General features: G+C 60.9%; 17 protein-coding genes. 13 read left to right on the forward strand and 4 right to left on the reverse strand.

From position 1 onward, the window contains the following. Window positions 1-147 precede the first annotated feature (147 nt). Window positions 148-756 carry a LysE family translocator gene (locus tag C664_RS04345; protein ID WP_004253816.1) on the forward strand — a complete coding sequence of 203 codons (609 nt, stop codon included), beginning with the start codon at window positions 148-150 and terminating at the stop codon, window positions 754-756. Between the two features lie 5 nt (window positions 757-761). Here the strand turns inward: C664_RS04345 and ggt are convergent, their stop codons facing one another. The 3 genes from ggt to C664_RS04360 all read right to left on the reverse strand — a co-directional run bounded on the left by ggt (window position 762) and on the right by C664_RS04360 (window position 5,222). Beyond that, window positions 762-2,501, reverse strand: coding sequence for a gamma-glutamyltransferase (gene ggt, locus C664_RS04350; RefSeq protein ID WP_004253817.1), 1,740 nt, complete (start codon window positions 2,499-2,501; stop codon window positions 762-764). Window positions 2,502-2,634: 133 nt separating this feature from the next. Further along, a complete protein-coding gene (locus C664_RS04355; protein ID WP_004253822.1) occupies window positions 2,635-3,819 on the reverse strand; it encodes an acetate/propionate family kinase in 1,185 nt (394 codons plus the stop codon). Beyond that, window positions 3,816-5,222, reverse strand: a complete 1,407-nt coding sequence (locus tag C664_RS04360; RefSeq protein WP_004253826.1) for a bifunctional enoyl-CoA hydratase/phosphate acetyltransferase — start codon at window positions 5,220-5,222, stop codon at window positions 3,816-3,818. Before C664_RS04360 ends, C664_RS04355 begins: the two co-directional genes overlap by 4 nt. Window positions 5,223-5,442: 220 nt before the next feature. On the opposite strand from C664_RS04360, the gene glmU reads away from it, so the two are divergent. Further along, window positions 5,443-6,804, forward strand: coding sequence for a bifunctional UDP-N-acetylglucosamine diphosphorylase/glucosamine-1-phosphate N-acetyltransferase GlmU (gene glmU, locus C664_RS04365; RefSeq protein ID WP_004253829.1), 1,362 nt, complete (start codon window positions 5,443-5,445; stop codon window positions 6,802-6,804). Between the two features lie 51 nt (window positions 6,805-6,855). Continuing rightward, the gene (gene glmS / locus C664_RS04370; RefSeq protein ID WP_004253832.1) at window positions 6,856-8,682 is read left to right on the forward strand and encodes a glutamine--fructose-6-phosphate transaminase (isomerizing); all 1,827 of its coding nucleotides are present in this window, start codon (window positions 6,856-6,858) and stop codon (window positions 8,680-8,682) included. Between the two features lie 583 nt (window positions 8,683-9,265). Here glmS and C664_RS04375 read toward each other — a convergent pair. Further along, window positions 9,266-9,985, reverse strand: a complete 720-nt coding sequence (locus tag C664_RS04375) for an FCD domain-containing protein (RefSeq protein ID WP_004253834.1) — start codon at window positions 9,983-9,985, stop codon at window positions 9,266-9,268. 188 nt (window positions 9,986-10,173) lie between these two features. On the opposite strand from C664_RS04375, the gene C664_RS04380 reads away from it, so the two are divergent. The 10 genes from C664_RS04380 to C664_RS04425 all read left to right on the forward strand — a co-directional run bounded on the left by C664_RS04380 (window position 10,174) and on the right by C664_RS04425 (window position 22,715). After that, window positions 10,174-11,097: a 3-keto-5-aminohexanoate cleavage protein gene (locus tag C664_RS04380; protein WP_004253836.1), complete on the forward strand. Its 924-nt coding sequence runs from the start codon at window positions 10,174-10,176 to the stop codon at window positions 11,095-11,097. Window positions 11,098-11,112: 15 nt separating this feature from the next. After that, on the forward strand, window positions 11,113-12,129 hold the full coding sequence (locus C664_RS04385; RefSeq protein ID WP_038010925.1) for an NADP-dependent oxidoreductase: 1,017 nt from the start codon (window positions 11,113-11,115) through the stop codon (window positions 12,127-12,129). A 127-nt stretch (window positions 12,130-12,256) separates the two neighbouring features. Beyond that, window positions 12,257-13,117 (forward strand): fumarylacetoacetate hydrolase family protein, encoded by an 861-nt coding sequence (locus C664_RS04390; protein WP_004253845.1) that lies wholly within the window; start codon window positions 12,257-12,259, stop codon window positions 13,115-13,117. Between the two features lie 37 nt (window positions 13,118-13,154). Then, the gene (locus C664_RS04395; RefSeq protein WP_004253847.1) at window positions 13,155-14,096 is read left to right on the forward strand and encodes a VOC family protein; all 942 of its coding nucleotides are present in this window, start codon (window positions 13,155-13,157) and stop codon (window positions 14,094-14,096) included. Window positions 14,097-14,178: 82 nt separating this feature from the next. Next, the gene (locus tag C664_RS04400; protein WP_004253850.1) at window positions 14,179-15,780 is read left to right on the forward strand and encodes a molybdopterin-dependent oxidoreductase; all 1,602 of its coding nucleotides are present in this window, start codon (window positions 14,179-14,181) and stop codon (window positions 15,778-15,780) included. A gap of 81 nt (window positions 15,781-15,861) precedes the next feature. Further along, on the forward strand, window positions 15,862-17,061 hold the full coding sequence (locus C664_RS04405) for an ISL3 family transposase (protein WP_157353862.1): 1,200 nt from the start codon (window positions 15,862-15,864) through the stop codon (window positions 17,059-17,061). A 66-nt stretch (window positions 17,062-17,127) separates the two neighbouring features. Then, a complete protein-coding gene (locus C664_RS04410) occupies window positions 17,128-18,471 on the forward strand; it encodes a molybdopterin dinucleotide binding domain-containing protein (protein WP_004253854.1) in 1,344 nt (447 codons plus the stop codon). Between the two features lie 19 nt (window positions 18,472-18,490). Beyond that, window positions 18,491-19,345, forward strand: coding sequence for a 4Fe-4S dicluster domain-containing protein (locus C664_RS04415; protein ID WP_004253858.1), 855 nt, complete (start codon window positions 18,491-18,493; stop codon window positions 19,343-19,345). 341 nt (window positions 19,346-19,686) lie between these two features. Continuing rightward, window positions 19,687-21,336, forward strand: a complete 1,650-nt coding sequence (locus C664_RS04420; RefSeq protein ID WP_004253860.1) for a DUF1302 domain-containing protein — start codon at window positions 19,687-19,689, stop codon at window positions 21,334-21,336. A 17-nt stretch (window positions 21,337-21,353) separates the two neighbouring features. Then, window positions 21,354-22,715 carry a DUF1329 domain-containing protein gene (locus C664_RS04425; protein WP_038010927.1) on the forward strand — a complete coding sequence of 454 codons (1,362 nt, stop codon included), beginning with the start codon at window positions 21,354-21,356 and terminating at the stop codon, window positions 22,713-22,715. Window positions 22,716-22,748: the final 33 nt, after the last annotated feature.

Here is a 22,748-nt window from a genome sequence, read left to right on the forward strand (position 1 = left end):
TCGGTGAGCTGGCGGCGGATACAGAACTGCATATCTGTAGACTGTACCCAATATAGACGACAAGCTCTGACTCTGTATCTGTATTTGCCGTGCGCATAGAGTGGTTCTGCAGCGGGTCGTCCGGACCCGTGATGCAAGGAGACCACCATGCTCGACCTGCCCCTCATGACCTACGTCGCCACGATGTCCGTCACGCCCGGACCGAACAACATCATGCTCGCCGCGAGCGGGGTCAATTTCGGCTTTCGCCGTACCCTGCCGCACATGCTGGGCATCAGCGTCGGGCATGGCGTGCAGGTCGTGCTGGTGGGGGGGACGGTGGCTTGGGCGATGAACTGGATCGAGGCCCTGCGCCTGCCGCTGGTGTTGCTGGGCTGCAGCTACCTGCTGTGGCTGGCGTGGCGACAGGCGCAGGCCGGGCGCCCGGGCAACGCTGGGCGGGCGCGACCGCTCGGTTTCGTCGGGGCGGCGCTGTTCCAGTGGGTCAATCCCAAGGCCTGGATGATGGTGCTCAACGTCGCGATCCTGTTCCTGCCCCAGGGGGCCGGCTGGGCTGCGGTTGCGCTGCTCGGCCTGTCATGTGCCGTCATCAACCTGCCGTGCATCGCATTGTGGGCCGGTATCGGTGACCGCATGCGCAGCCTGCTGGAACGGCCGGCTGTGCTGCGGACGTTCAACCTCACGATGGCGGCGCTGCTGGGCGCCACCGCCGTGTGGATCCTCGTCGATGAGTTGCCCGCAGGCGTGCTGGCCTGAACCGTCTACTGCTTCTGCACGATCGCGCTGCCGCCGCCGTGACGCAGCGGCTCGCTGACGGCGGTCACCGTGCCGTCGGTGTTGAAGCGGATGCCGTTGGCCGCGCCGATCTGGTCCGTCTCACGCCATCGGTGACCCAGTGCTTCGAGCGCCTTCGCCTGTTCGCTGCCGGGGAAGCCGAGCAGCGTCTCGACCAGCGTGGTGTCGCCGTTGCGCTGGCTCATGCGGGGTGCGGCAAGGGCATCGGCCAGGTTCATGCCGAGGTCGATGTGGTTCACGAGGGTCTGCAGTGCGGTGGTGATGATGGTCGAGCCGCCGGGCGAGCCGATCGTGAAGGCCGGCGCACCGTCCTTGAGCACGATGGTCGGGCTCATGCTGGAGCGTGGCCGCTTGAAGGCCTCGGGCACGTTGGGGTGCGGACCGCTGAAGTCGAAGTCGGTGAGCTCGTTATTGAGCAGGAAGCCCCGTCCCGGTACGACGATGCCGCTGCCACCCCAGTCCTCGATGGTGAAGGTGTAGGCGACGACGTTGCCTTCGCGGTCGGACACCGCCAGGTGGGTGGTGTGCATCGACTCCCGTGCCAGCGGCTTCGGTTGCGGCCGCAGCGGCACCGACAGATCGTCCTCGAAGGGGTAGGGGTCCCCCGCGTCGACCTTGCCCGGCGCGGCGCGCGGGCCGATCTGCCGGGCACGTTCGCGCGCGTATTCCTTCGACAGCAGGCCGGCCTTCGGGACATCGACGAACGCCTCGTCGGCCACATAGGCGTTGCGGTCGGCGAAGGCCAGGCGCGAAGCCTCGAGGTAAAGATGCTCGATCTCGGCGCGCGATCGGCCCGACAGATCGAAGGTCTCCAGCATGTTCAGCGCCTGTGCGATCGCGATGCCGCCGCTGGAAGGCGTGGGCATGCCGTGGATCTCGTAGCCGCGGTAGGTCGAGCGGATGGGCTGGCGGATGCGCGCCTCGTAGTCCTTGAGGTCGGCCATCGTCATGTCGCCGGGCAGGACCGCGACACCGGGGTTGGCTGGCGGGTGGTTGACCGCGGCGACGATGCTGGCCGCGATCGGGCCCTCGTAGAAGGCCTTGACCCCGCCGCGGGCGATGTCGCGGTAGGTCTGCGCCATGTCCGGGTTGCGGAAGTGCGTGCCGACCGGCAGCGCCTTGCCATCTTTCAGGTAGAGCGCCGACGCGGTGGAGAAGCGGGCGAACTTGGCCTCGTTGGCGGTGTTGATGCGGTGGAAGTTGGGCCCGACCGCAAAGCCCTGTTCGGCGACGCGGATCGCCGGGGCCAGGACCCGCTCGAACCCCATCGTGCCGTAGCGCGCCAGCGCCTCGTGCCAGCCGCGCACCGTGCCGGGCACGCCGACCGAGAGACCGTTGGGCACGGCGGCCTTCCATTCCATCTCACTGCCGTCCGCGTTGCGGAAGATGCCGGGGTGGAAGGTCGCGGGCGCCACCTCGCGGTGATCGAGTGCGATCACACGCCGGTCCTTCGCCGAGTAGATCAGCATGAAGCCGCCGCCGCCGATGCCGCAACTGAAGGGGTCGGTGACGCCCAGCGTTGCAGCCGCGGCGACCGCCGCGTCGATTGCATTGCCGCCGGCGTCGAGGATCTCCATCGCCGCCAGGCTGGCTTCGTGCGAGATGGTGGCGACGGCGCCGCCGTGGCCGGTGTCGACCGCCTGTTTTGCCCAGGCGCCGAAGGCGGCCATCAGCAGGGCGGTGGCGAGTAGGCTGCGCGTTTTCATGTCGTGCTCCGTCATGCGGGGAGCATGACGTTAGCACTGCGGGGGAGGGGCCTCAAGCAGGGATAACCCGGCAGAGCGCCTGGGAGGGGAGGGGGCGGATGGGCGCAGTCCGGCGGACTGCGCCCGGTGCGGATTACAGGCCGAGCGTCTCGACCGTGTAGCGCGCGATCATGCGCTCCTCGTTGGTCGGCACGACGGCGACGGCGACCCGGCTGTCCGCGGCGTCGATGCGGCGGGCGTGGTCGGCATTGGCGGCCGCGTCGATCTTCACGCCCAGCCAGGCCGACAGTTCGGCCACCTTCTCGCGCACCGCTGCGGCGTGCTCGCCGATGCCGCCGGTGAACACCAGTGCATCGAGCCCGCCGGCAGCTGCTGCCAGCGAGCCGAGTTCGCGCGCAATGCGATAGCAGAACAGGTCGACCGCTTCCTTCGCCTCAGGGGCGCCGGATGCAAGCAGCGTACGCATGTCCTGGCTGATGCCCGATACGCCGAGCAGGCCCGATTCCTTGTACAGCAGGTTGGTCAGCGCCTTGGCGTCCATCGCTTTCTGCTCCATCAGGTAGAGCATCACGCCAGGATCGAGGCTGCCGGTACGGGTGCCCATCATCAGGCCCTCGACCGCGGTGAAGCCCATCGTGGAGGCCACGCTCCTGCCGTCACGCAGCGCGCACATCGACGCGCCGTTGCCGAGGTGGGCGATGACCACCGCGCCCTTGGCACGCTCGCCGATGATGTCGGGCAGCTGGCGCGCGACATAGTCGTAGGACAGGCCGTGGAAGCCGTAGCGCTTGACGCCTTCGGCCGAGATGCGGCGCGGCAGCGCGAAGGCCTGGGCGACGGCGGGCTGGGTGCGGTGGAAGGCGGTGTCGAAGCAGCCGACCTGTGGCACATCCGGCATCAGCGTTCCGACCGCGCGCACCGCGCGCAGGTTGTGTGGCTGGTGCAGGGGCGCCAGCGGCACGAAGGTGTCGAGCGTGCGCAGCACCGCCTCGTCGAGCCGGGTCGGCGCACTGTAATGGTCGCCGCCGTGCACGACGCGGTGGCCGGCAGCCACGATCTCGAGGTCGGGGTTGTGCTGCGTCAGCAGGCCGAACACGTGGTTCAGCGCGTCGCGGTGCTGCTCGCTCTGGCTGCCGGAGGTGCGCACGGCTTCCTGGATGCGGGCGCCGGACGCGGTCTTGAGGGTGATCTCGGGCGTCGCACCGATGCCCTCGACCTGACCAGAGAAAGCCGGCTCGGTGGCGAGTTCGCCGTTGATCGGGTACAGCGCGAACTTCAGGCTGCTGGAGCCTGCGTTGAGGACGAGGACGGCTTTCATCGCTTCAACATCTCCCGCTTCTTGTGCGCCATCAGTTGCACCACGGCGCACGAGGCGGCGCGGGTTTCGGCGGTGTCGGCACGGCTGGTCAGCACGATGGGCACGCGTGCGCCCAGCACCACGCCGGCCATCAGTGCGTTGGCCAGGTACTCGAGCTGCTTGGCGACCATGTTGCCGGATTCGAGGTCGGGCACGACGAGGATGTCGGCATTGCCGGCCACCACCGACTTGATGCCCTTGGTCTTGGCGGCGACCAGCGACACCGCGTTGTCGAAGGCCAGCGGGCCGTCGAGCAGGCCGCCCTTGATCTGGCCGCGATCGGCCATCTTGCACAGCGCCGCCGCTTCGATGGTGGAGCGGATCTTGGAGGTGACCGTCTCGACCGCCGACAGGATCGCCACCTTGGGCTCGGGCAGGCCGAGGATGTGGGCGAGTTCGATCGCGTTCTGGATGATGTCGACCTTATCTTCAAGCGTCGGCTCGATCATGATCGCGGCGTCGGTGATCATCAGCGGGTGCGGGTAGGTCGGCACATCGGCGAGGAAGACGTGGCTGATGCGGCGGCCGGTGCGCAGGTGCTTGATGACCTGGCTCATCATCTCGTCGGTGTGCAGCGAGCCCTTCATCAGCGCTTCGGCGCCGCCGTCACGGCACAGGCCCACCGCGATCTCGGCCGAATTGTGGCTGTGCTCGGCATTGACGATGCGGAAGCCCTTGATGTCGATGCCGTGCTCCTCGGCCACCGCGCGGATCTTGCTCTCCGGCCCGACCAGAATCGGGTCGACCAGGCCGGCCTTGGCCGCCTGCACGGGACCGGACAGGGACTCCTTGTCGCACGGATGCGCCACGGCGATCGGAATCGGCGACAGGCCAGCCGACACCGACAGCAGGTGGCGGTAGCGCAGTTCGCGGTCGTTGATGGTGACTGCCGGAAGCACCACGCGCTCGCGCTTGATCTTCTGCGTCGGGGCCATCACTTCGGCAACGCCGTCGATGACCTTGAGACCGTCCTGGTTGAGCGCCTGGCAGTCGAACACGATGTGATGGTTGTGCTCGTACTTGGCCTTGCAGGTCACCGTGATCGTCAGCGTGTCGCCGATCGTGATCGGGCGCCAGAAGTTCAGTCCCTGCGACACATAGACGGTGCCGGGGCCGGGAAACTCCGTGCCGAGGATGGTGGAGATCAGCGTGCTGCCCCACATGCTGTGGCCGACCACTTCGCGGAACTGGCTCGATCGTGCGTACTCGACGTCGACGTGGGTCGGGTTGACGTCGCCCGACATCGCGGCGAACAGGTGGATGTCTTCGGGACGCAGGGTGCGTATCAACTGGGCGAAGTCGCCAACCTGGATCTCGTCGAAGGTGCGGTTCTGGATGAACTGGGTGGTGGAGGAATGTTCCATGGCGGATCTCTTGGATGTGCTTTGCAGCATGGGATTCTAGATGCGGTTCGTGACCAATATAAGCGCTAAACGGTGGCGATTGTGCAATGCGTCAATCTAGGTGCAATTTGCTGCGCCGGCATTGTGGTTTTCACGCATTCGCCATGCGTTCGTTCACGGAGCCTCGCCCGTCACGATGATAAACTCCGGCCCCATTCGCCAAACCGCTGGAAATACATCCATGGAAGTCGTCGTTCTCGCTGCCGGCCAGGGCAAGCGCATGCGTTCGGTCCTGCCCAAGGTGCTGCAGCCCATCGCGGGCAAGCCGATGTTGGCCCACGTGCTGGATACGGCGCGCACGCTCGCTGCGCAGCGCATCTGCGTGGTCTACGGCCATGGCGGCGAAGTGGTGCGTGAACGCCTCGATGCCCCCGATCTCGCCTGGGCACGCCAGGCGCCGCAGCTTGGCACCGGTCATGCGGTGCAGCAGGCGCTGCCGCACCTCACCGACGGCGACATGGCGCTGGTGCTGTACGGCGACGTGCCGCTGATCGGTGTGCCGACGCTGCGCCGCCTGATCGCCGCCGCCGGCGGCGAGCGCCTCGGGCTGCTGACCGTCGAGATGGACAACCCGACCGGCTACGGCCGCATCCTGCGCAATGCCGCGGGCGACGTCACCCGCATCGTCGAGGAAAAGGACGCGACCGACGACGAGCGCAAGGTGCGGGAAGTGAACACCGGCATCCTTGTCGCGCCGGTGACCAGACTGCGTGATTGGCTCGGCCGCATCGGCAACGACAACGCCCAGGGCGAGTACTACCTGACCGACATCATCGGCCTCGCGGTCGCCGACGGCGTCGAGGTCGCCACCGTGCAGCCCGACGCCTTCGCCGAGACCCTGGGCGTCAACAACAAGCTGCAGCTCGCCGAGCTCGAGCGCATCCACCAGGGCAACATCGCCCGCCGCCTGATGGAAGAGGGCGTCACCCTGATCGACCCGGCGCGCATCGACGTGCGCGGCAGCCTCACCGTCGGCCGCGACGTCGAGATCGATGTCGGCTGCGTGTTCGAGGGCGAGGTCGAACTCGGCGACAACGTGCGCATCGGCGCCCACTGTGTCATCCGCAATGCCCGCATCGGCGCCGGCACGCGTATCGAGCCCTTCAGTCACGTCGACAGCACCACCATGGGCCAGGCCTGCGTGATCGGGCCCTACGCCCGCACCCGGCCCGGCACCGTGCTGGGCAGCGACGTGCATCTGGGCAATTTCGTCGAGATCAAGAACAGCGTCATCGCCGACCACTCCAAGGCCAACCACCTGGCCTACGTGGGCGACGCGGACGTCGGCAGCAAGGTCAACATCGGCGCCGGCACCATCACCTGCAACTACGATGGCGCCAACAAGCACCGCACCATCATCGAGGATGAGGTCTTCATCGGCTCGGACACCCAGCTCGTCGCCCCGGTGCGCGTGGGACGCGGCGCCACGCTGGGCGCCGGCACCACGCTGACCAAGGACGCGCCCGCCGGTCAGCTGACCGTGTCGCGCAGCAAGCAGATCAGCCTCGAAAACTGGAAGCGTCCGGTCAAACAGCCGCGTTGAGCGCGCCCTGTTGCCGAACCCCACGAATCACGCCTTCAAGGAAGCTTCGCCATGTGTGGCATCGTCACTGCAATCGCAACGAACAACGTCGTCCCCATGCTGCTCGAAGGGCTGCGCAAGCTCGAGTACCGCGGCTATGACTCGGCCGGCCTGGCCGTGCTGTCGGGCGAGCTGACCCGCCTGCGCTCCGCCGGCCGTGTCGCCGAACTCGCCGCGCTGGCCGATGCGAGTCAGCTGTCGGCCAGCATCGGCATCGCGCATACGCGCTGGGCCACGCACGGCGTGCCGTCGGAGCGCAACGCCCACCCGCACATCTCGGGCGGACTGGCGGTGGTGCATAACGGCATCATCGAGAACTTCGAGGCGATCAAGACCAGCTTGCAGGCGCGCGGTTACGTGTTCACCTCCGAAACCGATACCGAGGCCATCGCCCATCTCATCCACAGCAAGCTGCAGGGCACGCCCGACCTGTTCGAGGCGGTCCGCCTGGCCACCAACGAGCTGGTCGGCGCCTACGCTATCGGCGTGCTCGCCGAGGCCGATCCCTTCCGCGCCATCGTTGCGCGCCGCGGCTCCCCCTTGCTGCTGGGCGTGGGCGAGGACGGCATGTACGCCGCGTCCGACACCGCGGCGCTGCTGCAGGTGACGCGCAAGGTGGTGTATCTGGAAGACGGCGACCTCGCCGAGCTGCGCCGCGACAGCTACCGCATCGTGCTGGCCGACGGCACGCCGGTCGAGCGCGAGGTGCACCTGTCCAGCCTGTCGGCCGATGCGGTCGAACTGGGCAAGTTCCGCCACTACATGCAGAAGGAAATCTTCGAGCAGCCGCAGGCGCTGGCCAATACGCTGGAACTCATCGCCGGTGGCGGCGGCATCAGCCCGCAACACTTCGGCGCCCGTGCGGCCGAAGTGTTCGAAGGCGTGCGCCGCGTGCTCGTGCTGGCCTGCGGCACCAGCTACCACGCCGGCCTGGTCGCGCGTTACTGGATCGAGGCCATCGCCAAGCTGCCGGTCACGGTCGAGATCGCCAGCGAATACCGTTACCGCGAATCGGTGCCCGACCCCGACACCCTGGTCGTGGTCATCTCGCAGTCGGGCGAGACCGCCGACACCCTGGCCGCGCTCAAGCACGCGAAATCGCTGGGCATGGCGCGCACACTGGCCATCTGCAACGTTCCCGAGTCCGCCATCGTGCGCGAGACCGCGCTGCGCTTCATCACCCGTGCCGGCCCCGAGATCGGCGTCGCCTCGACCAAGGCCTTCACCACCCAGCTCGCCGCCTTCGCGCTGCTGACGCTGGCGCTGGCCAAGATCAACGGCCGCCTGCCGGCCGCCGACGAGGAACGCCACCTCGCCGCGCTGCGTCATCTGCCGGTTGCGGTGCAGAAGGTGCTCGAGCTCGAGCCCGAGATCGAGAAGTGGGCGCAGCGCTTCGCCGGCAAGGAGCACGCGCTCTTCCTCGGCCGCGGCAGCCACTGGCCGATCGCGATGGAAGGTGCGCTCAAGCTCAAGGAAATCTCCTACATCCACGCCGAAGCCTACGCGGCCGGCGAGCTCAAGCACGGTCCGCTGGCGCTCGTTGACAAGGACATGCCGGTCATCGCCGTGTCGCCGCACGACCAGCTGCTGGAAAAGCTCAAGTCCAACCTTCAGGAAGTCCGCGCCCGCGGCGGCGAACTGTACGTGTTCGCCGATGCTGGCAGCGAGATCCCCGAGTCGGAAGGTGTGCACATCCTGCACATGCCCGAGCACTACGGCATGCTGTCGCCGGTCCTGCACGTGATCCCGCTGCAGCTGCTGTCGTACCACGCAGCGTTGGTGAAGGGAACCGATGTGGATAAGCCTCGCAATCTGGCCAAGTCGGTCACTGTGGAGTGAGCGGAAGGCCGCGCCCGGCCGTTTGTTCCTTGCCATTAAAGTCGAAAACTTGGCAATAAAGTCGAAAACGTGGCAATAGAGTCGAAAACGCCCGGATGATGTCCGGGCGTTTTCGCTTGCGTGGATGATCAGCCTTCTGATCACTGAACTACGCGTGGTTGACTGGCAGGGGTGATCGGTGGCCGGCAGGTGCTCGGCCGTTCATGCCGGTGGCTTGATGGCGCAGTCAGGCAGCAATGTGCTCGTCACCTGCCGTTCGAGCGTCAGGCGACGGCGAACGGCGGCTTCTCCATTCTGCCAATTGGAACTACCGCCCCGTTCCTGACGTTGAGCTTTGAGGAAAGCTGTCGCTCGACGTCAGTGTTCAGCGGCCGCTGAAGCGCTGCAAACGCTGAACTCGCTCGCCCTTTCCAAACCACGCCGTCGTGTGGTGTTGGTGTGACTCGATATTGGCAAAACGAAGCGCCCTTGTAACCGCGAGTGTTACTCACCCTCTCCCCGCTCAATCCCAGGTGTGGCGTGGGACGCCTGCATGGGGGCGATCTCCTCTACAGCCGACTGGTAGCGACCAAACGCAAGTCCCTTAACTGGCCAACTTCCTGAGGCGTTCCAGGGCAAGCTCAGTAGTTGCCATGAAGTGAGCATTGAGAAGCTGGCACGCCTTCTCTGCGTCACGCTCCAGTACCGCATCACAAAGCTCCTGGTGCTCTTTGGCAACGTCCCGGTTCACAGTGCTTTCACTCATTACAGACATTTGCCGATAGCGGTCGGACTGCTCCCTAAGTAGCTCACAGATGCGTAAAAGCCACGGCGAGTTGCACGCTGAAATCAACGCAGCATGAAAGGCATCATGCGCAGCCTCCCACGCTGGACTCAGCATTGCGTTGGCGTCTGAAGTCCGCATGGGCGTGTTGTTGAGTGTATGCAGAGCAGCGATGACGCTGGACTCCCACTTCAAGGTTCCATTCTCGATTGACCGGCGCAGGGCGTTGGCCTCCGCGTCGAGGCGCACCCAAGTGATGTCGAGTAGTTCCTCCGCTGAGGCATTGGTGACCCTGAAGCCTCGCTGATCTTCCGCATGCACAAAGCCACTAAGTACAAGTCGGGACAGGGCTTCCCTGAGCGGCACTGTGCCGGCTTCGTACCGCTCGGAAAGCTCGCGCAATTTCAGCTTGGAGTTGGGGGGAAAGACCCCTGCGATGATGTCCCGTCGGATCCTCTCGGTCAGGATCGAGGCTTGCGTACGGTTCGAAGGGGTGAGCAGACCGGTGTTCTTTTGTGGGGATACGTCTGTGTGTGTCACGGCGTGACAAGCCTTTGAAGTCAACTCTGCTGCATATCTTAGTCGAACTGGGGTTTTGTACCATTACACAGTTTTGTATAAATTTTATATCAACATATAAATTTGTGTTACGCTAGCTCCGAGATAAGCAGGGCGTGCGTGCTCGAGGCTAAAGACGTCCTGAAAAACAATGGCTTAGGATGAGAATCATGAGTAAAGTAATCGTAACCTGTGCGATCACGGGGTCCATCCACACCCCTTCGATGTCGCCGTACCTCCCCGTTACCCCCGACGAAATCGCCAATTCGGCCATTGAGGCTGCTGAGGCAGGCGCATCCATCGTGCATTTGCATGCCCGAGATCCCAAGGACGGGCGTCCGAGTCAAGACGTTGCTCTGTTCCGGCAATTCGTAGGTCGTATCAAGGAGGCGTCCGATGTGGTCATCAACATCACGACGGGCGGGGCGCCAACCATGAGCGTCGAGGAGCGTCTCCAGCCGGCGCTCCAACTGAAGCCAGAAGTCGCCTCCCTCAACATGGGTTCCATGAATTTCGGGCTCTACGAAATGCTCGGCCGTTTCAAGGAGTTCAAACACGATTGGGAGCGTCCCTACCTGGAGGGAAGCGATGATCGAATCTTCAGGAACACATTCAAGGACATCGCCTACATTCTCCAGTCCTGCACCGAGAACGAAACTCGCTTCGAAATCGAGTGCTATGACATCGGGCATCTATACACGGCGGCCCATTTTCTGGATCGGAGCTTGGTAAAAGCGCCGCTCCTGATTCAGTCCGTCTTTGGCTTGCGCGGTGGGATCGGCAATCACCCTGAGGATCTGATGCACATGAAGCGGACAGCTGACCGGCTGTTTGGCGACGATTATGTGTGGTCTGTGCTTGGGGCCGGGCGTCAGCAGATGTCTGTCGCTGCCATTTCGGCGGCCATGGGCTGCAACGTCCGGGTTGGCCTGGAGGACTCGTTGTGGGACGCGCCAGGCAAGCTCGCAAGCAGTAATGCGATGCAGGTGCGGAGGATCCGGACCATTCTTGAGGCGCTCAATCTAGAGGTTGCCACGCCTGATGAGGCGCGCGCCATGTTGAAGCTCAAAGGCCGCAACAACGTTGCGTTCTAAGCTGGACAGCGTGCCGTGAAGAACAGGTCGTGGCGTTTGCGTAGCTACCCAGTCGGGATGCCGACAGAGGCGGACTGGGAGTTATTTGAAGCACCTTTGCCGCACCCCGATGAGGGAGAGGTGTTGGCGCGCGCAATCTATCTCGATGTTGCGCCCTACATGCGGGGGCGGATCTCGCCCCAGCAAAACTATGCCGAAGGAGTGGTGCCTGGCCAGCTAATGGTGGGAGGCGGGGTGGCGGAGATCCTGGAGTCCCGCCACCCCGATTGCAGGCCCGGCGAGTTGATAGTCACCGATTTCTCATTTGGGTGGCAGGAGTATGCAACGCTGCGTCCTGCGTCATTCAGGAAAATCCCGGGAAACTTCGCTCCCTTGCCTTACTGGCTTGATGCCTTCGGTATCAATGGTCTGACGGCATATTTCTCTTTATTCGAGGCTGCGCGTCTTAAACCAGGCGAGCAGGTGGCTATCTCGGCAGCCGCCGGATCGGTTGGGCAGATCGCAGGTCAGCTCACAAAAATCGCCGGCGCGCATGGATTGGCGTTTACCAGTTCGTCTGAGAAAGCGCGTTCCTGTCTCGAGTCGGGTTATGAGCAAGTAATAAATTACCGGACCGAAGCCAGTCTCAACGCAGCTGTCTCTGCCTGCTGCCCAAATGGTATCGATGTTTTCATCGACAACACCGCGGGTTCGATACATGACGCAGTGATGTGCAATCTGGCGCCGCACGCCCGCGTCATTGTGGTTGGTACTGCGAGTCTGGCTGAAAATTTTGAGCAACCCGATTTGGGGGCGCGCTTCTTGCGTCAGATTCTTGTCAGGCGAGCGACGTTGAAAGGTTTTTTATACCTCGACTATCAGTCCCAGCATGAAAAAGCGCGAGAAAGATTGATTGGTTGGTACGAAAGTGGCTCGTTACGTTCGCGGTTTGATATCGCTGAAGGTATAGAGTCCATGCCAAACGCGTTTATACGGTTGTTGAGAAGCGAGAATCTCGGGAAGCAGATCGTGCAAGTTCGCTCTGAATCCTGACCATCAGCCTGTCCGATTGGCTAGGTCCTTCTGTTTTCAATGTGCATTGCAGGTAATCCGGCTGAGGGCGACCAATGCCGATATCCCGCTCTTATGAGCAATGTTTCTCACCAAAAAAGGAGTCGTTATGAAGCTCGTCACTTTTACGCACGCGGGGAAAACCCGGGTTGGCAAGGTTGTTGGGGATCGGGTGGTGGACATTTCTGTCGCCTGCCCCAGCCTTCCTCATGACATGCGTTCAATCCTGAGCCTGGGTGACAGTGCCCTTGCGCAGATTCAGCAGGCCGAAGACACCACTAACACGCTGCCGTTGAGCGAAGTCAAACTTGAGGCGCCCATTCTCAATCCATCCAAGTTCCTCGCCATCGGCATGAACTATGCGGACCATGTCGAGGAGTCGGCGCGCAAGGGCATCAAGGCTCCTGATACCCAGGTTTGGTTCAACAAACAAGTTTCGTGTGTTGCGGGACCCTTTGACCCGGTTGTTAAGCCCAATATTTCCGACATGCTCGATTACGAAGTCGAGCTCTGTGTGGTCATTGGCAAGCGTTGCAAGAATGTGTCTATTGAAGATGCGCTCAGCGTCGTCGCTGGTTATATGGTGACCAATGACTTCAGCGTGCGCGATGTTCAATGGGCGAGCCCCACCTGGACGTTGGGCAAGTCCTTCGACACGCACGGTCCGATCGGTCCCTGGATCGTCACTTCCGACGAAATTACGGATCCTTACAAGCTCCGCATGCGGCTCACCGTGAACGGTGAAGTGCGCCAGAATAATCTCACCGGTTTGATGGTTTACAACATCAGCAAGCAAATTGCGCATTTGACCTCGATCATGACGCTTGAGCCGGGTGATCTGATTGCTACCGGAACGCCGATGGGGGTTGGTGCTGCTATGGATCCCGTTGGATACCTGAAAGTGGGTGATGTCGTTCGGGCGGAAATCGAGGGCATCGGTGCAATTGAAAACAAGATCGTGAGCGAGTAAGCAAATAAGCCACCGCGCTTTCTGGAGGAGATAAAAAATGACCAGCAATACCATGGGCGGTTGGGCAAAAGCAGGTATTCACTCAATCAACCATTTCGCTTTGGGTGTGACCGATCTGAGCGAAGCAGCAAAATTCATGCGCGCTTATGGCTTGCGTGTGCATGAACTTGGCAACGAGTTACATGTGCGTGCAAGTGCCAGCGAACACGTCTGGCTGAAGGTGATTACCACAACGAAGCCGTCTTTCGAATTCCTCAGCGTCGGTTGCTACGCTGAGGACTTTGATGAAATCGTCAGTCAGTGCAAGGCCGCCGGCGCTGTCACTGCTGAGCCGCACCCGGCCGGGACCTGCGATGGATATTGGTTAAAGGATCCTGACGGTACGCTCGTGCAACTCCGCGTTGCGCCAAAGATGATGATCGATGCGAAGGCCGAGATGCCTTCCGGCAATGTGCCGGCTGGGATCCAGGGTGCCGCCTTCCGGTCCCAGGCGAAAAAAATCTCGCCTACCCGGCTGGCGCATATGCTGCTCTACACCCCGGATGTACTGCGCGCCGTAAGGTTTTATGAAGACGGTCTTGGCGTAAAGGTCGCTGACAGTTCGGGTGATGTGGTCGCATTTACCTATGCACGCCATGGTTGCGATCACCATCTGATTGCCTTCGTCAAGAGCACTGGCCGGGGCATGAATCACAGTTCCTGGGATGTGCCTTCCGTCGAAGACCTAGGGCTCGGCTCCAAGCAAATGCGCGATGCGGGCTACACCAAACAGTGGGGTGTGGGCCGGCACGTACTAGGCTCGAACTATTTCAACTACGTGCGCGATTCCTTTGGATTTTGGTGGGAATACAACTGCCACATCGACTATATCCCGGCAGGCATGCAATGGGATGGTGGCGACCATGACCCTGAGGATGCGCTCTATTTGTGGGGGCCAGATATTCCGCAAGAAATGCTCGTGAATCTACAGAATCAATAACGAAAATAAGACTCGGGGCGCACCGATCGGCCGGTTACGGGTGTTTGGTGTATGCCCGAATTGAGTTGGAGATGGAGACGAAATGAAGCGTAATGCGTTAAAGATCATCCTGTTCGGATTGACGCTGATCTTGCGGCGCGCCTTGAATAAATATCCGCGCGCGCGCAAGCATGCTGGGTCGCGCACGTGTATCGCTCAGATCAAGCTGAAGGACGATAGCATCGGGCGCTACTACAGCATCTGCGGAGGCCGTGTTGTTTCCAGCGCCGGGATTCATCCAAATCCCGACGTTACGATGTGTTTTCATAATCTTGAAACGGCCTTTAAGTTTCTGAAGCCAGGCGTCAGTCAGGCTGAGGTAATCCACGCTGCCAAGAATTTTCGCGTCGTCATGATGGGAAAGGATGAACTGGTCGTCTGGTTCATGCAGCTTCTCAACCTGACTCAGTCAGGAGGCTGGGAGTTCGGAACGAAAATGCCGGACGGCACGACGCGCTTCACCACCAATACCAATGGTGGTCCTTTGTTCGTCTATGTAAAGGACGACAAGATCGTCCGCATGACTCCGATTGATCTCGATGAGCGCGATGCGCCAGCGTGGAAGATCAAGGCGCGTGGTCGCACATTTATGCCCAATCGACGAATTACGGCCAATCCTCATGCGCTGTGCCTGAAGTCGATGGTTTATTCCGAAAAGCGTATTCTGCATCCGATGAAGCGCGTGGACTTCGATCCCAATGGCGAACGCAATCCGCAGAATCGGGGCAAGTCGGGGTACGTCCGCATCAGCTGGGATGAGGCCTTGGACATTGTCGCCAACGAGATCAAGCGCCAGAAGCAGAAGTATGGTCCCGGGTCGATCACCATACAACATGGTTCGCATCACCAGTGGGGCAATGTCAACTATTACCTATCCTCGCTGATGAGGTTTGGCAACCTCATTGGGTTCACACGCGTCCATCACAATCCAGACAGCTGGGAAGGGTGGTATTGGGGCGCTCAGCACCACTATGGCAACAGTCTGCGCGTGGGTCTTCCCGGCCACTATGGCCTGGTGGAGGACTGCCTGAAGGAAGCCGAACAGATTGTTTTCTGGTCAAGCGATCCCGAGTCCACGAATGGCTATGCCAGCGCCTACGAGGCGACGCAGCGTCGCTTCTGGGCCAAAGAACTTGGCATCGACTTCATTCATATCGACCCCCACCTGAACGCAACCGCGCAACTGTTCGGCGGACGCTGGATTCCGATCAAGCCGACAACGGATGCCGCGCTGGCCTTATCCATCATGCAGGTGTGGATCGAAGAGGGTCTCTACGACAAAGATTACGTCGCCACCCGGACGACCGGCTTCGACGAGTGGCGCGCCTACGTGATGGGCGAGGAAGACGGAATTCCCAAGACACCTGAATGGCAGGAGCCGGAAACCGGCGTTCCAGCGCGGGTTGTCCGGGCATTGGCGCGCAGCTGGGGTAAAAAGAAAACCTATCTGGCTGCGGGCGGCTACGGCACGGGTTTGGGTGGGGCTTGCCGTTCTGCGACTGGGTCGCAGTGGGCGCGCCACATGATTCTCATGATGGCGATGCAAGGTTGGGGTAAGCCGGGTGTCAACTTCGGCAACCTGCAAATAGGTGCGCCGGTCGACTCCACCTTTTATTTGGTTCTTCGCGCGATCTGGGGGAAGTAGTGGTTGACGGTTCGGAGGTTGGTAGATTGGCAGTCGCCAAACAAACCGATCCCCTTCCTCTTCCCCGTCATGTGCGATGCTATGTTGGGCGTGGTCTTCTGGGAAGGCCGCCTCGTCGATTCATGCCAGGAGCGAGCCGACGGTTCGCTGCTTCTCACCCTCGCTGAAGACCCCTCACACCGCCCGCGATGTGGGCGCTGCGGTAGCGACTGTGTTCTGCTCCACGAGCGCCGGCGACGCCGGGTGCGCGATCGAGACTGGTTCGATCGACGCGTCTGGCTGGATGTGCCGATTCGCCGCCTCGACTGTTACCAGTGTGGCGCACGGGCGGCCGAGCGCCTGAGCTGGCTCGACACGGGTGAGCGCATCACACACCGATTACGCGCCTGGATCGAGGCGCTGGTGCAGATCCTGCCGATCGCCCACGTCGCCCAACTCACGGGCTTGCACTGGCACACCATCAAGCGCATCGACCATCGGCGTCTGCAGACCCGGTATGGCACTTTCGATGCGCAGGGCGTGCGTCGGTTGGTGATGGACGAGTTCGCGCTGCACAAGGGGCACCGCTACGCGACGGTGATCATGGATGCTGAACGTATGCGCGTGTTGTGGGTCGGCGAAGGCAACAGCCGCGAGGCGATCCGGCCCTTCTTCGAATTGCTGGGCAAAGAGGGCTGTCAGCACATCGAGGCGGTCGCAATGGACATGAACACCGCCTTCGATCTGGAGGTGCGCGCCCATTGCCCGAACGCCGAAGTCGTCTATGACTTGTTCCATGTCGTCGCCCGCTTTGGTCGGGAGGTCGTCGACCGGGTGCGCGTCGATCAGGCCAATGCCTTGCGCAGTGCGCCCGCACAACGTCAGGTCATCAAGCGCTCGCGCTGGTTGCTGCTGCGCAACCGCGACAACCTGGGCAACGAGCAGGCGGTCAAGCTCGAGGAACTGCTGGCGGCCAACGCACCGCTGGCTACCGTCTATCTGCTGAAGACCGCCATCAAGGAAATCTGGTTTGCGCCATCGATCAGAGACGGCGCCCGAAGATGGAAAGACTGGTACCGCCTGGCGATCGAAAGCGGCATCGCGCCGGCGATCGCCTTTGCAAAGCGACTCCGAAAGTACCTGCGTGGCATCCTCGCCTCAGCCATCTTTCCCTTGAACACCAGCATTCTCGAGGGCGTCAACAACCGCATTAAGGTCATCAAGCGTATGGCCTACGGGTTCCGGGATTCAGCCTATTTCTTCCTGAAGATCAAGGCCGCCTTCCCCGGAAAGGCGCGATGAACCTTTTATTTCCCGGGGTATGCCGACGGCGGTATATCCGGTGAACTGAACTGGACGGCGGCACCCGTGCACAACTACTGCCGCATGCCGCATGTGCTCACGATGAATCCGGTAAAGCAGATGGTGCCGCGTCAGCGCCTGCCCGATGCCATCATTGACGGCCATGCCAAAGGTTACATCTGGGATGGCTCTTCGCTGGAGTCACAGTTTGCCCCCTTCGAGTACCCCATGCCCGGTTATTCGAAGATCCACATGCTTTATCGGTATGGCACCTCCACCTTTGGAACCATCGCGAATTCTGATCGGTTCGTGGAGATGTACCGGCACGAATCCCTCGACTTTGTCGTCAATCAGGCCGTGTGGTTTGAAGGCGACAGTCAGTTTGCAGACGTGATTCTGCCTGCCTGTACGTCGTTTGAACGCTTCGATATCAGCGAACTGGCGAATTCGGGTGGATACATTCACCACAACACCGATCAGCTGAACCATCGGATCGTGCTCTTTCAGCACAAATGTATTGAGCCCCTGGGTGAGTCGAAGTCCGATTATCAAATCTTTCTCGACATCCTCAGTCGGCTGGGACTGGGCGCGATGTTCTCGGAAGGCTGTAGCGAACTCGACTGGTGCAAGCGCGTCTTCGATTCCTCCGACCTGGTGAATCAGATCTCTTGGCAGGAGTTCATCAAGAAAGGCTATTTCATCGTTCCGCCCGAGCCGGAAGAAACACGGCCGCCGGCGTACTTCCGCTGGTTTGCGGAGGATCGTCACAAGGACGTTCCCGAACCCATGCCCTTGCCCTCGCAGTTCTCCGGTGAGTTCGGTAAGGGCTTGCAGACGCAGTCCGGAAAAATCGAGTTCGTTGCCAGCTCGATACTTCGGGGCGATCCCGACAATCCGGAGCGTCCGGCGCTCAATCGGTACATCCCGTCATGGGAAGGGCCGCGCACCTCAGAACTGGTGAGCCGCTATCCCCTGCAAATGATCACCACGCACTCGCGCTACAGCTTCCACACTTACGGCGATGGCAAGGACTCCACCATCAACGACATCGAGGATCACCGCGTGCTCGTAGATGGCCATTACTACTGGGTTCTGCGTCTCAATCCCGACGATGCGCGCGAGCGGGGTCTGCAGCAGCACGACATCGTGCGTGTATTCAATGATCGCGGCAACGTGTTGTGCGCAGTGGATATCTCGCCGTTGATCGCGAAGGGGGTTGTCAAGTCCTTCGAGTCGAGTGCGGAGTATGAAATTTTCGATGATCCGCGCTTTGGACGCGTCGATCGGGGAGGTTGCCTGAATTCGCTGACGCCGCCTCGCCGCCAGATGAAAAACGTCGAAGGGATGGGGTCCAATTCCTGTCTCGTTCAGATCGAGGCCTGGGTGCCTCTCGCAACCGAAGCCGCTTGAGATCAGGGAGGTATAGAGAATGAGCAAATGGAACCTCGTCATCGATGTGGCCCGTTGTGAGAACTGCAACAACTGCGTGCTCGCCACCAAAGACGAATACATGGACAACCGCTTTCCGGGTTACAGCGCAAGCCACCCCCGGCATGGCAACGAGTGGTTGAAGATTGACCGAAAAGTCCGCGGTGCAGCACCGCTTGTCGATGCGGCTTATCTGGTTTCCCTCTGCAATCACTGCGACAACACGCCGTGCATGAAGTCGGCGGGCAATGCCATACGCAAGCGCGAAGATGGAATTGTCCTGATCGACCCGGAGTTGGCCAAGGGCAGGAAGGACTTGGTCGAGGCCTGCCCGTATGGTCATATCCATTGGAATGAGGCGGAGAACCTCCCGCAGGCATGGCCTTTCGATGCTCACCTGCTTGACGCAGGCTGGAAAGAGCCGCGCTGCGCGCAGGCCTGCCCCACTGAGGCCATCAAGGCCTTCAAGTTGAGCGACGCCGAAATGGCTTACAAGGTGGAGACAGAGGAGCTAGAGGTACTACAGCCCGAACTGGGTACCAAGCCCAGGGTGTATTACAAGAACCTGCATCGGTTCAACCGTGCCTTCGTAGGGGGTTCAGTTGTTACGTCCCAGGCCGGGCGTGACGAGTGTGTGGAGGGCGCAAAGGCAACCCTTAGCCGTGGGAGCGTCGTTGTTGCAGAGGCGAACAGCGATCAGTTTGGCGACTTCAAACTCGACAAACTGAGCACCGACGGAACCCAGTATCAACTCGTTGTGGAACACCCCTCACTCGGTCGAGCGGAGCTCGACGTGGTCGTCACCGACAGCGTCTACCTCGGAGATATTCGCTTGCCCGCAAGTGTCGCTGCCTGACTTGTCCTAGACCTCCGGCAAAACCGAGCCCTAAGCCTCCATCACTCTGGATGCTCCCGAAAGGGGGCAGGGTACGGTTTTGCCCGTGGGGCGGCGATAGCCTGTTCAAAAATATATACAAAACGATGAACATATAAAGTATTTTGTACTTTATAAATTCTGCTAAGATTTTTCTCGAGGCGGTGCAGTGGCTGCGGTAGGTCATCGCAGCCGGGTTTTGTCCGCATCTACAGCGCGATGGAAGCGTAATCGCGGCACCTTAAAGCCAACGGCAAGGCTCGAAGATCTGAGCGCCCGGCAGCGGTGGCAATGGTTGGCACAAACTAGGAGGAAGATTGGTGATGAAAAAAACACAAAAGACGTTTTCGTGTACAGCAATGAGCAAGGCCCTCATGCTGTGCTGGCCTCTAGCGTATGCCGGGCACGTTCTGGCTTTCCAAATCCCCGTTGCAAACCCTGACCTGCAGGTTCGGTGGGACAACACGGTCAAATACAGTGCCGTCTATCGCCTGGAGAACCCCAGCGAGAAGGTGGCCGGCGGAGCATCGGGCTCCCCTGTCCCTGGCAGTGAGCTGGACGACGGAGATCGAAATTTTGATCGCGGTTTCGTCTCGAATCGAATCGACCTCTTTTCGGAATTCGACCTTGCCTATAAGAACATGGGTTTCCGGTTGAGTGGTGCCGCGTGGTACGACGAGGTCTATAACCGTGGTAATGACAACCAATCGGTTACGGTCAATTCGGTGAGTGTCCCAGCTGGAACGTTCACCGAAAAAACCCGGGACATCATGGGGCGCAAGGCCGAATTCCTCGATGCCTTTGCGTATCTCAAAAGCGATCCCGCTTCAGAGACGCCGTTCGTGGTCCGGCTGGGACGGCATACGGTCCTGTATGGCGAGACCCTGTTCTTTGGATCTAACGGCATTGCCGCTGCGCAAGCACCGACCGATGTCATCAAGCTGCTTTCAGTCCCGGGATCTCAGTTCAAGGAGATTATTCGGCCGGTGGGACAGCTGTCCACTCAGATCCAGCTGAGCCCCAAGGTATCTGTTGGTGCGTACTACCAATACGACTGGCAGAAGAGCCGCCTTCCGGCCTCCGGATCATTCCTGAGCGATGCAGACTTTGTTGGTGCCGGCTCGGAGACCTTGCTGGGGTGGCGCTATGACGGTGAAGAGAAGCCGGATAGCAAGCAGGGCGGTATCCAGGTCCGTTTCAAGCCGGGCTCGGGTGATGTCGAATATGGCCTGTATGCGGCTCAGTACAGCGACAAGACCCCCCAGTTCATGTTCGATCCACGGCCGGACGTGAATAAGTTCCGCTATGTCTACCCGGAAAAGATCAAAACCGTTGGTGCGAGCTTCAGTACCGTGCTTGGCGAGGCAAATGTCTCCGGTGAAGTGTCTTACCGCTGGAATGCGCCGCTTGCCTCCGGTCCCCAGCTCGATATCGGCTTCAAGGGGAACGGCTCGAGCAATCCCCTCTATGCCGTGGGCAAGACTGCGCACGTAAACCTGTCGGCCATCTATTTGCTCGGCATGAGCCCCCTTTGGGATGGCGCGGAGTTGCTGGGCGAGTTTGCCTGGAACAGAACGCTTTCCGTGGATAAGAATCCTTATGCGCTGGATGCGAACGTGACACGCGATGCGACCGCAATCCGCTTCATCTTTGCGCCGCAGTATTTCCAGGTGCTCCCCGGTCTCGATCTAACCGTGCCTATTGGCGTCGGCTACAACCCCAGCGGCCGATCCTCCGCGGTCGGCAAGCTGAACGGCGGCGCCGAACACGGGGGGGATTTCAGTATCGGCATCAAGGGCGATTATGAGAAGCAATGGCGATTTGGGTTGAACTATACCCACTACTTCGGTGATGAAGACGCCTTCCTGACGCCAAATACGGTCGACGCCGCTCATGGCCCCTTTATGCAGACCGGCGCGCAAACATTGAAGGATAGGGATTTCATTTCCTTCACGGTTCAGACGACTTTCTAAATAAGGAGGAGATAAACATGTTGAAAAAAACATTCCTGGCTTCTGCAGTTGCGACACTGCTCATGGCGTCCACGCCCGCATTCGCCGCGGTATCGGCAGACGAGGCGGCGGCTCTCAAGACAACGCTGACGCCGTTCGGGGCGGAAAAGGCGGCGAATGCAGCAGGTACCATACCTGCATGGAGTGGTGGTCTGACCGAGTCGCCCGCTGGCTACAAGCTTGGAACACCCCGTCCCGATCCCTTCGCAGGAGAAAAGCCGGTCCAGCAAATCAGCGCCACCAATCTGGACCAATACAAGGACAACTTGTCGGATGGTGTTCAGGAGCTGCTTAAAAAATATCCTTCAACGTTTCGTGTAGACGTTTACCCGACCCATCGCACCGCAGCGGCGCCACAGTGGGTCTACGACAACACGTTCCAGAACGCAACTCGTGCCAAGACCACCCAGAACGGTAACAACATCGAAGGTGCCTATGGTGGTATTCCGTTCCCGATTCCCAAGACGGGAGCGGAAGCCATGTGGAACCACCTCCTGCGTTGGCGCGGAGAGTCGGCTGAAAGTGCCTTCCGTATCTGGATCGGCAACTCGGATGGCAGCCGCACCATGGCGGTCGAGGCTAAGGACGACCACCAATTCCCTTACTACATGAAGGGTGGCTCGGCCGACAAGTTTACCGGTAATTACTGGATGTTCCGGCAGGTGCAGACCAATCCGCCCTTCAAGGCCGGTGAATCGCTTCTGATCCATGACCCGATTGACCAGGTTGGCGAAGGCCGTAAGGCATGGCAGTACCTGGCCGGCCAGCGTCGCGTCAGGCGCGCGCCGACGGTGGCCTTCGATACGCCCGATTTCGTCGCTTCCGGCCAAGGTTATTTTGACGAAGTGTTCATGTTCCTGGGCTCGCTCGAGCGCTATGAGTGGAACCTGGTCGGCAAGAAGGAAATTTACGTTCCTTACAACAACAACCGCTTCGCACTGGCCAAGACCGACGAGGTCTTTGGGGGGCACCATCTGAATCCGGACAAGCTGCGTTGGGAACTGCACCGGGTTTGGGTCGTGGAAGCCAATGTGGCGCCGGGCAAGCGCCATGTGGTGCCCAAGCGTCGCTTCTATATCGACGAGGACACTTGGGCGGTTCTGCTGGCTGACGGTTACGACGCCAGCGGTAAGTTGTGGCGTACTCAGCACTCGGTGCCTTTCGTCGCGCCTGATATCCCGGCGTTGGTAACTCAAACCTGGGCAACCTTCAACCTGCAGGCGGGTACGTGGATGGTGAATAACCTCTACAACGATCTGCCGAGCCAGTACAAGGTCGTAGAGCCGCGTCCGGAAGTCTATTTTTCGCCTGATGCATTGGCGGGGTCTGGTGTCCGCTAATACATAAATACGGCAAGACCAGACGGGAGGATT

Source organism: Thauera sp. 63 (genome assembly GCF_000310165.2).
GTDB classification, from domain to species: Bacteria; Pseudomonadota; Gammaproteobacteria; order Burkholderiales; family Rhodocyclaceae; genus Thauera; species Thauera humireducens.

Bases quoted from the DNA above. Each gene is read 5' to 3' on its own strand.
- C664_RS04345 (WP_004253816.1), top strand. From the start codon at position 148: ATGCTCGACCTGCCCCTCATGACCTACGTCGCCACGATGTCCGTCACG.
- ggt (WP_004253817.1), bottom strand. From the start codon at position 2,501: ATGAAAACGCGCAGCCTACTCGCCACCGCCCTGCTGATGGCCGCCTTC.
- C664_RS04355 (WP_004253822.1), bottom strand. From the start codon at position 3,819: ATGAAAGCCGTCCTCGTCCTCAACGCAGGCTCCAGCAGCCTGAAGTTC.
- C664_RS04360 (WP_004253826.1), bottom strand. From the start codon at position 5,222: ATGGAACATTCCTCCACCACCCAGTTCATCCAGAACCGCACCTTCGAC.
- glmU (WP_004253829.1), top strand. From the start codon at position 5,443: ATGGAAGTCGTCGTTCTCGCTGCCGGCCAGGGCAAGCGCATGCGTTCG.
- glmS (WP_004253832.1), top strand. From the start codon at position 6,856: ATGTGTGGCATCGTCACTGCAATCGCAACGAACAACGTCGTCCCCATG.
- C664_RS04380 (WP_004253836.1), top strand. From the start codon at position 10,174: ATGAGTAAAGTAATCGTAACCTGTGCGATCACGGGGTCCATCCACACC.
- C664_RS04390 (WP_004253845.1), top strand. From the start codon at position 12,257: ATGAAGCTCGTCACTTTTACGCACGCGGGGAAAACCCGGGTTGGCAAG.
- C664_RS04395 (WP_004253847.1), top strand. From the start codon at position 13,155: ATGACCAGCAATACCATGGGCGGTTGGGCAAAAGCAGGTATTCACTCA.
- C664_RS04400 (WP_004253850.1), top strand. From the start codon at position 14,179: ATGAAGCGTAATGCGTTAAAGATCATCCTGTTCGGATTGACGCTGATC.
- C664_RS04405 (WP_157353862.1), top strand. From the start codon at position 15,862: ATGTTGGGCGTGGTCTTCTGGGAAGGCCGCCTCGTCGATTCATGCCAG.
- C664_RS04415 (WP_004253858.1), top strand. From the start codon at position 18,491: ATGAGCAAATGGAACCTCGTCATCGATGTGGCCCGTTGTGAGAACTGC.
- C664_RS04420 (WP_004253860.1), top strand. From the start codon at position 19,687: ATGAAAAAAACACAAAAGACGTTTTCGTGTACAGCAATGAGCAAGGCC.
- C664_RS04425 (WP_038010927.1), top strand. From the start codon at position 21,354: ATGTTGAAAAAAACATTCCTGGCTTCTGCAGTTGCGACACTGCTCATG.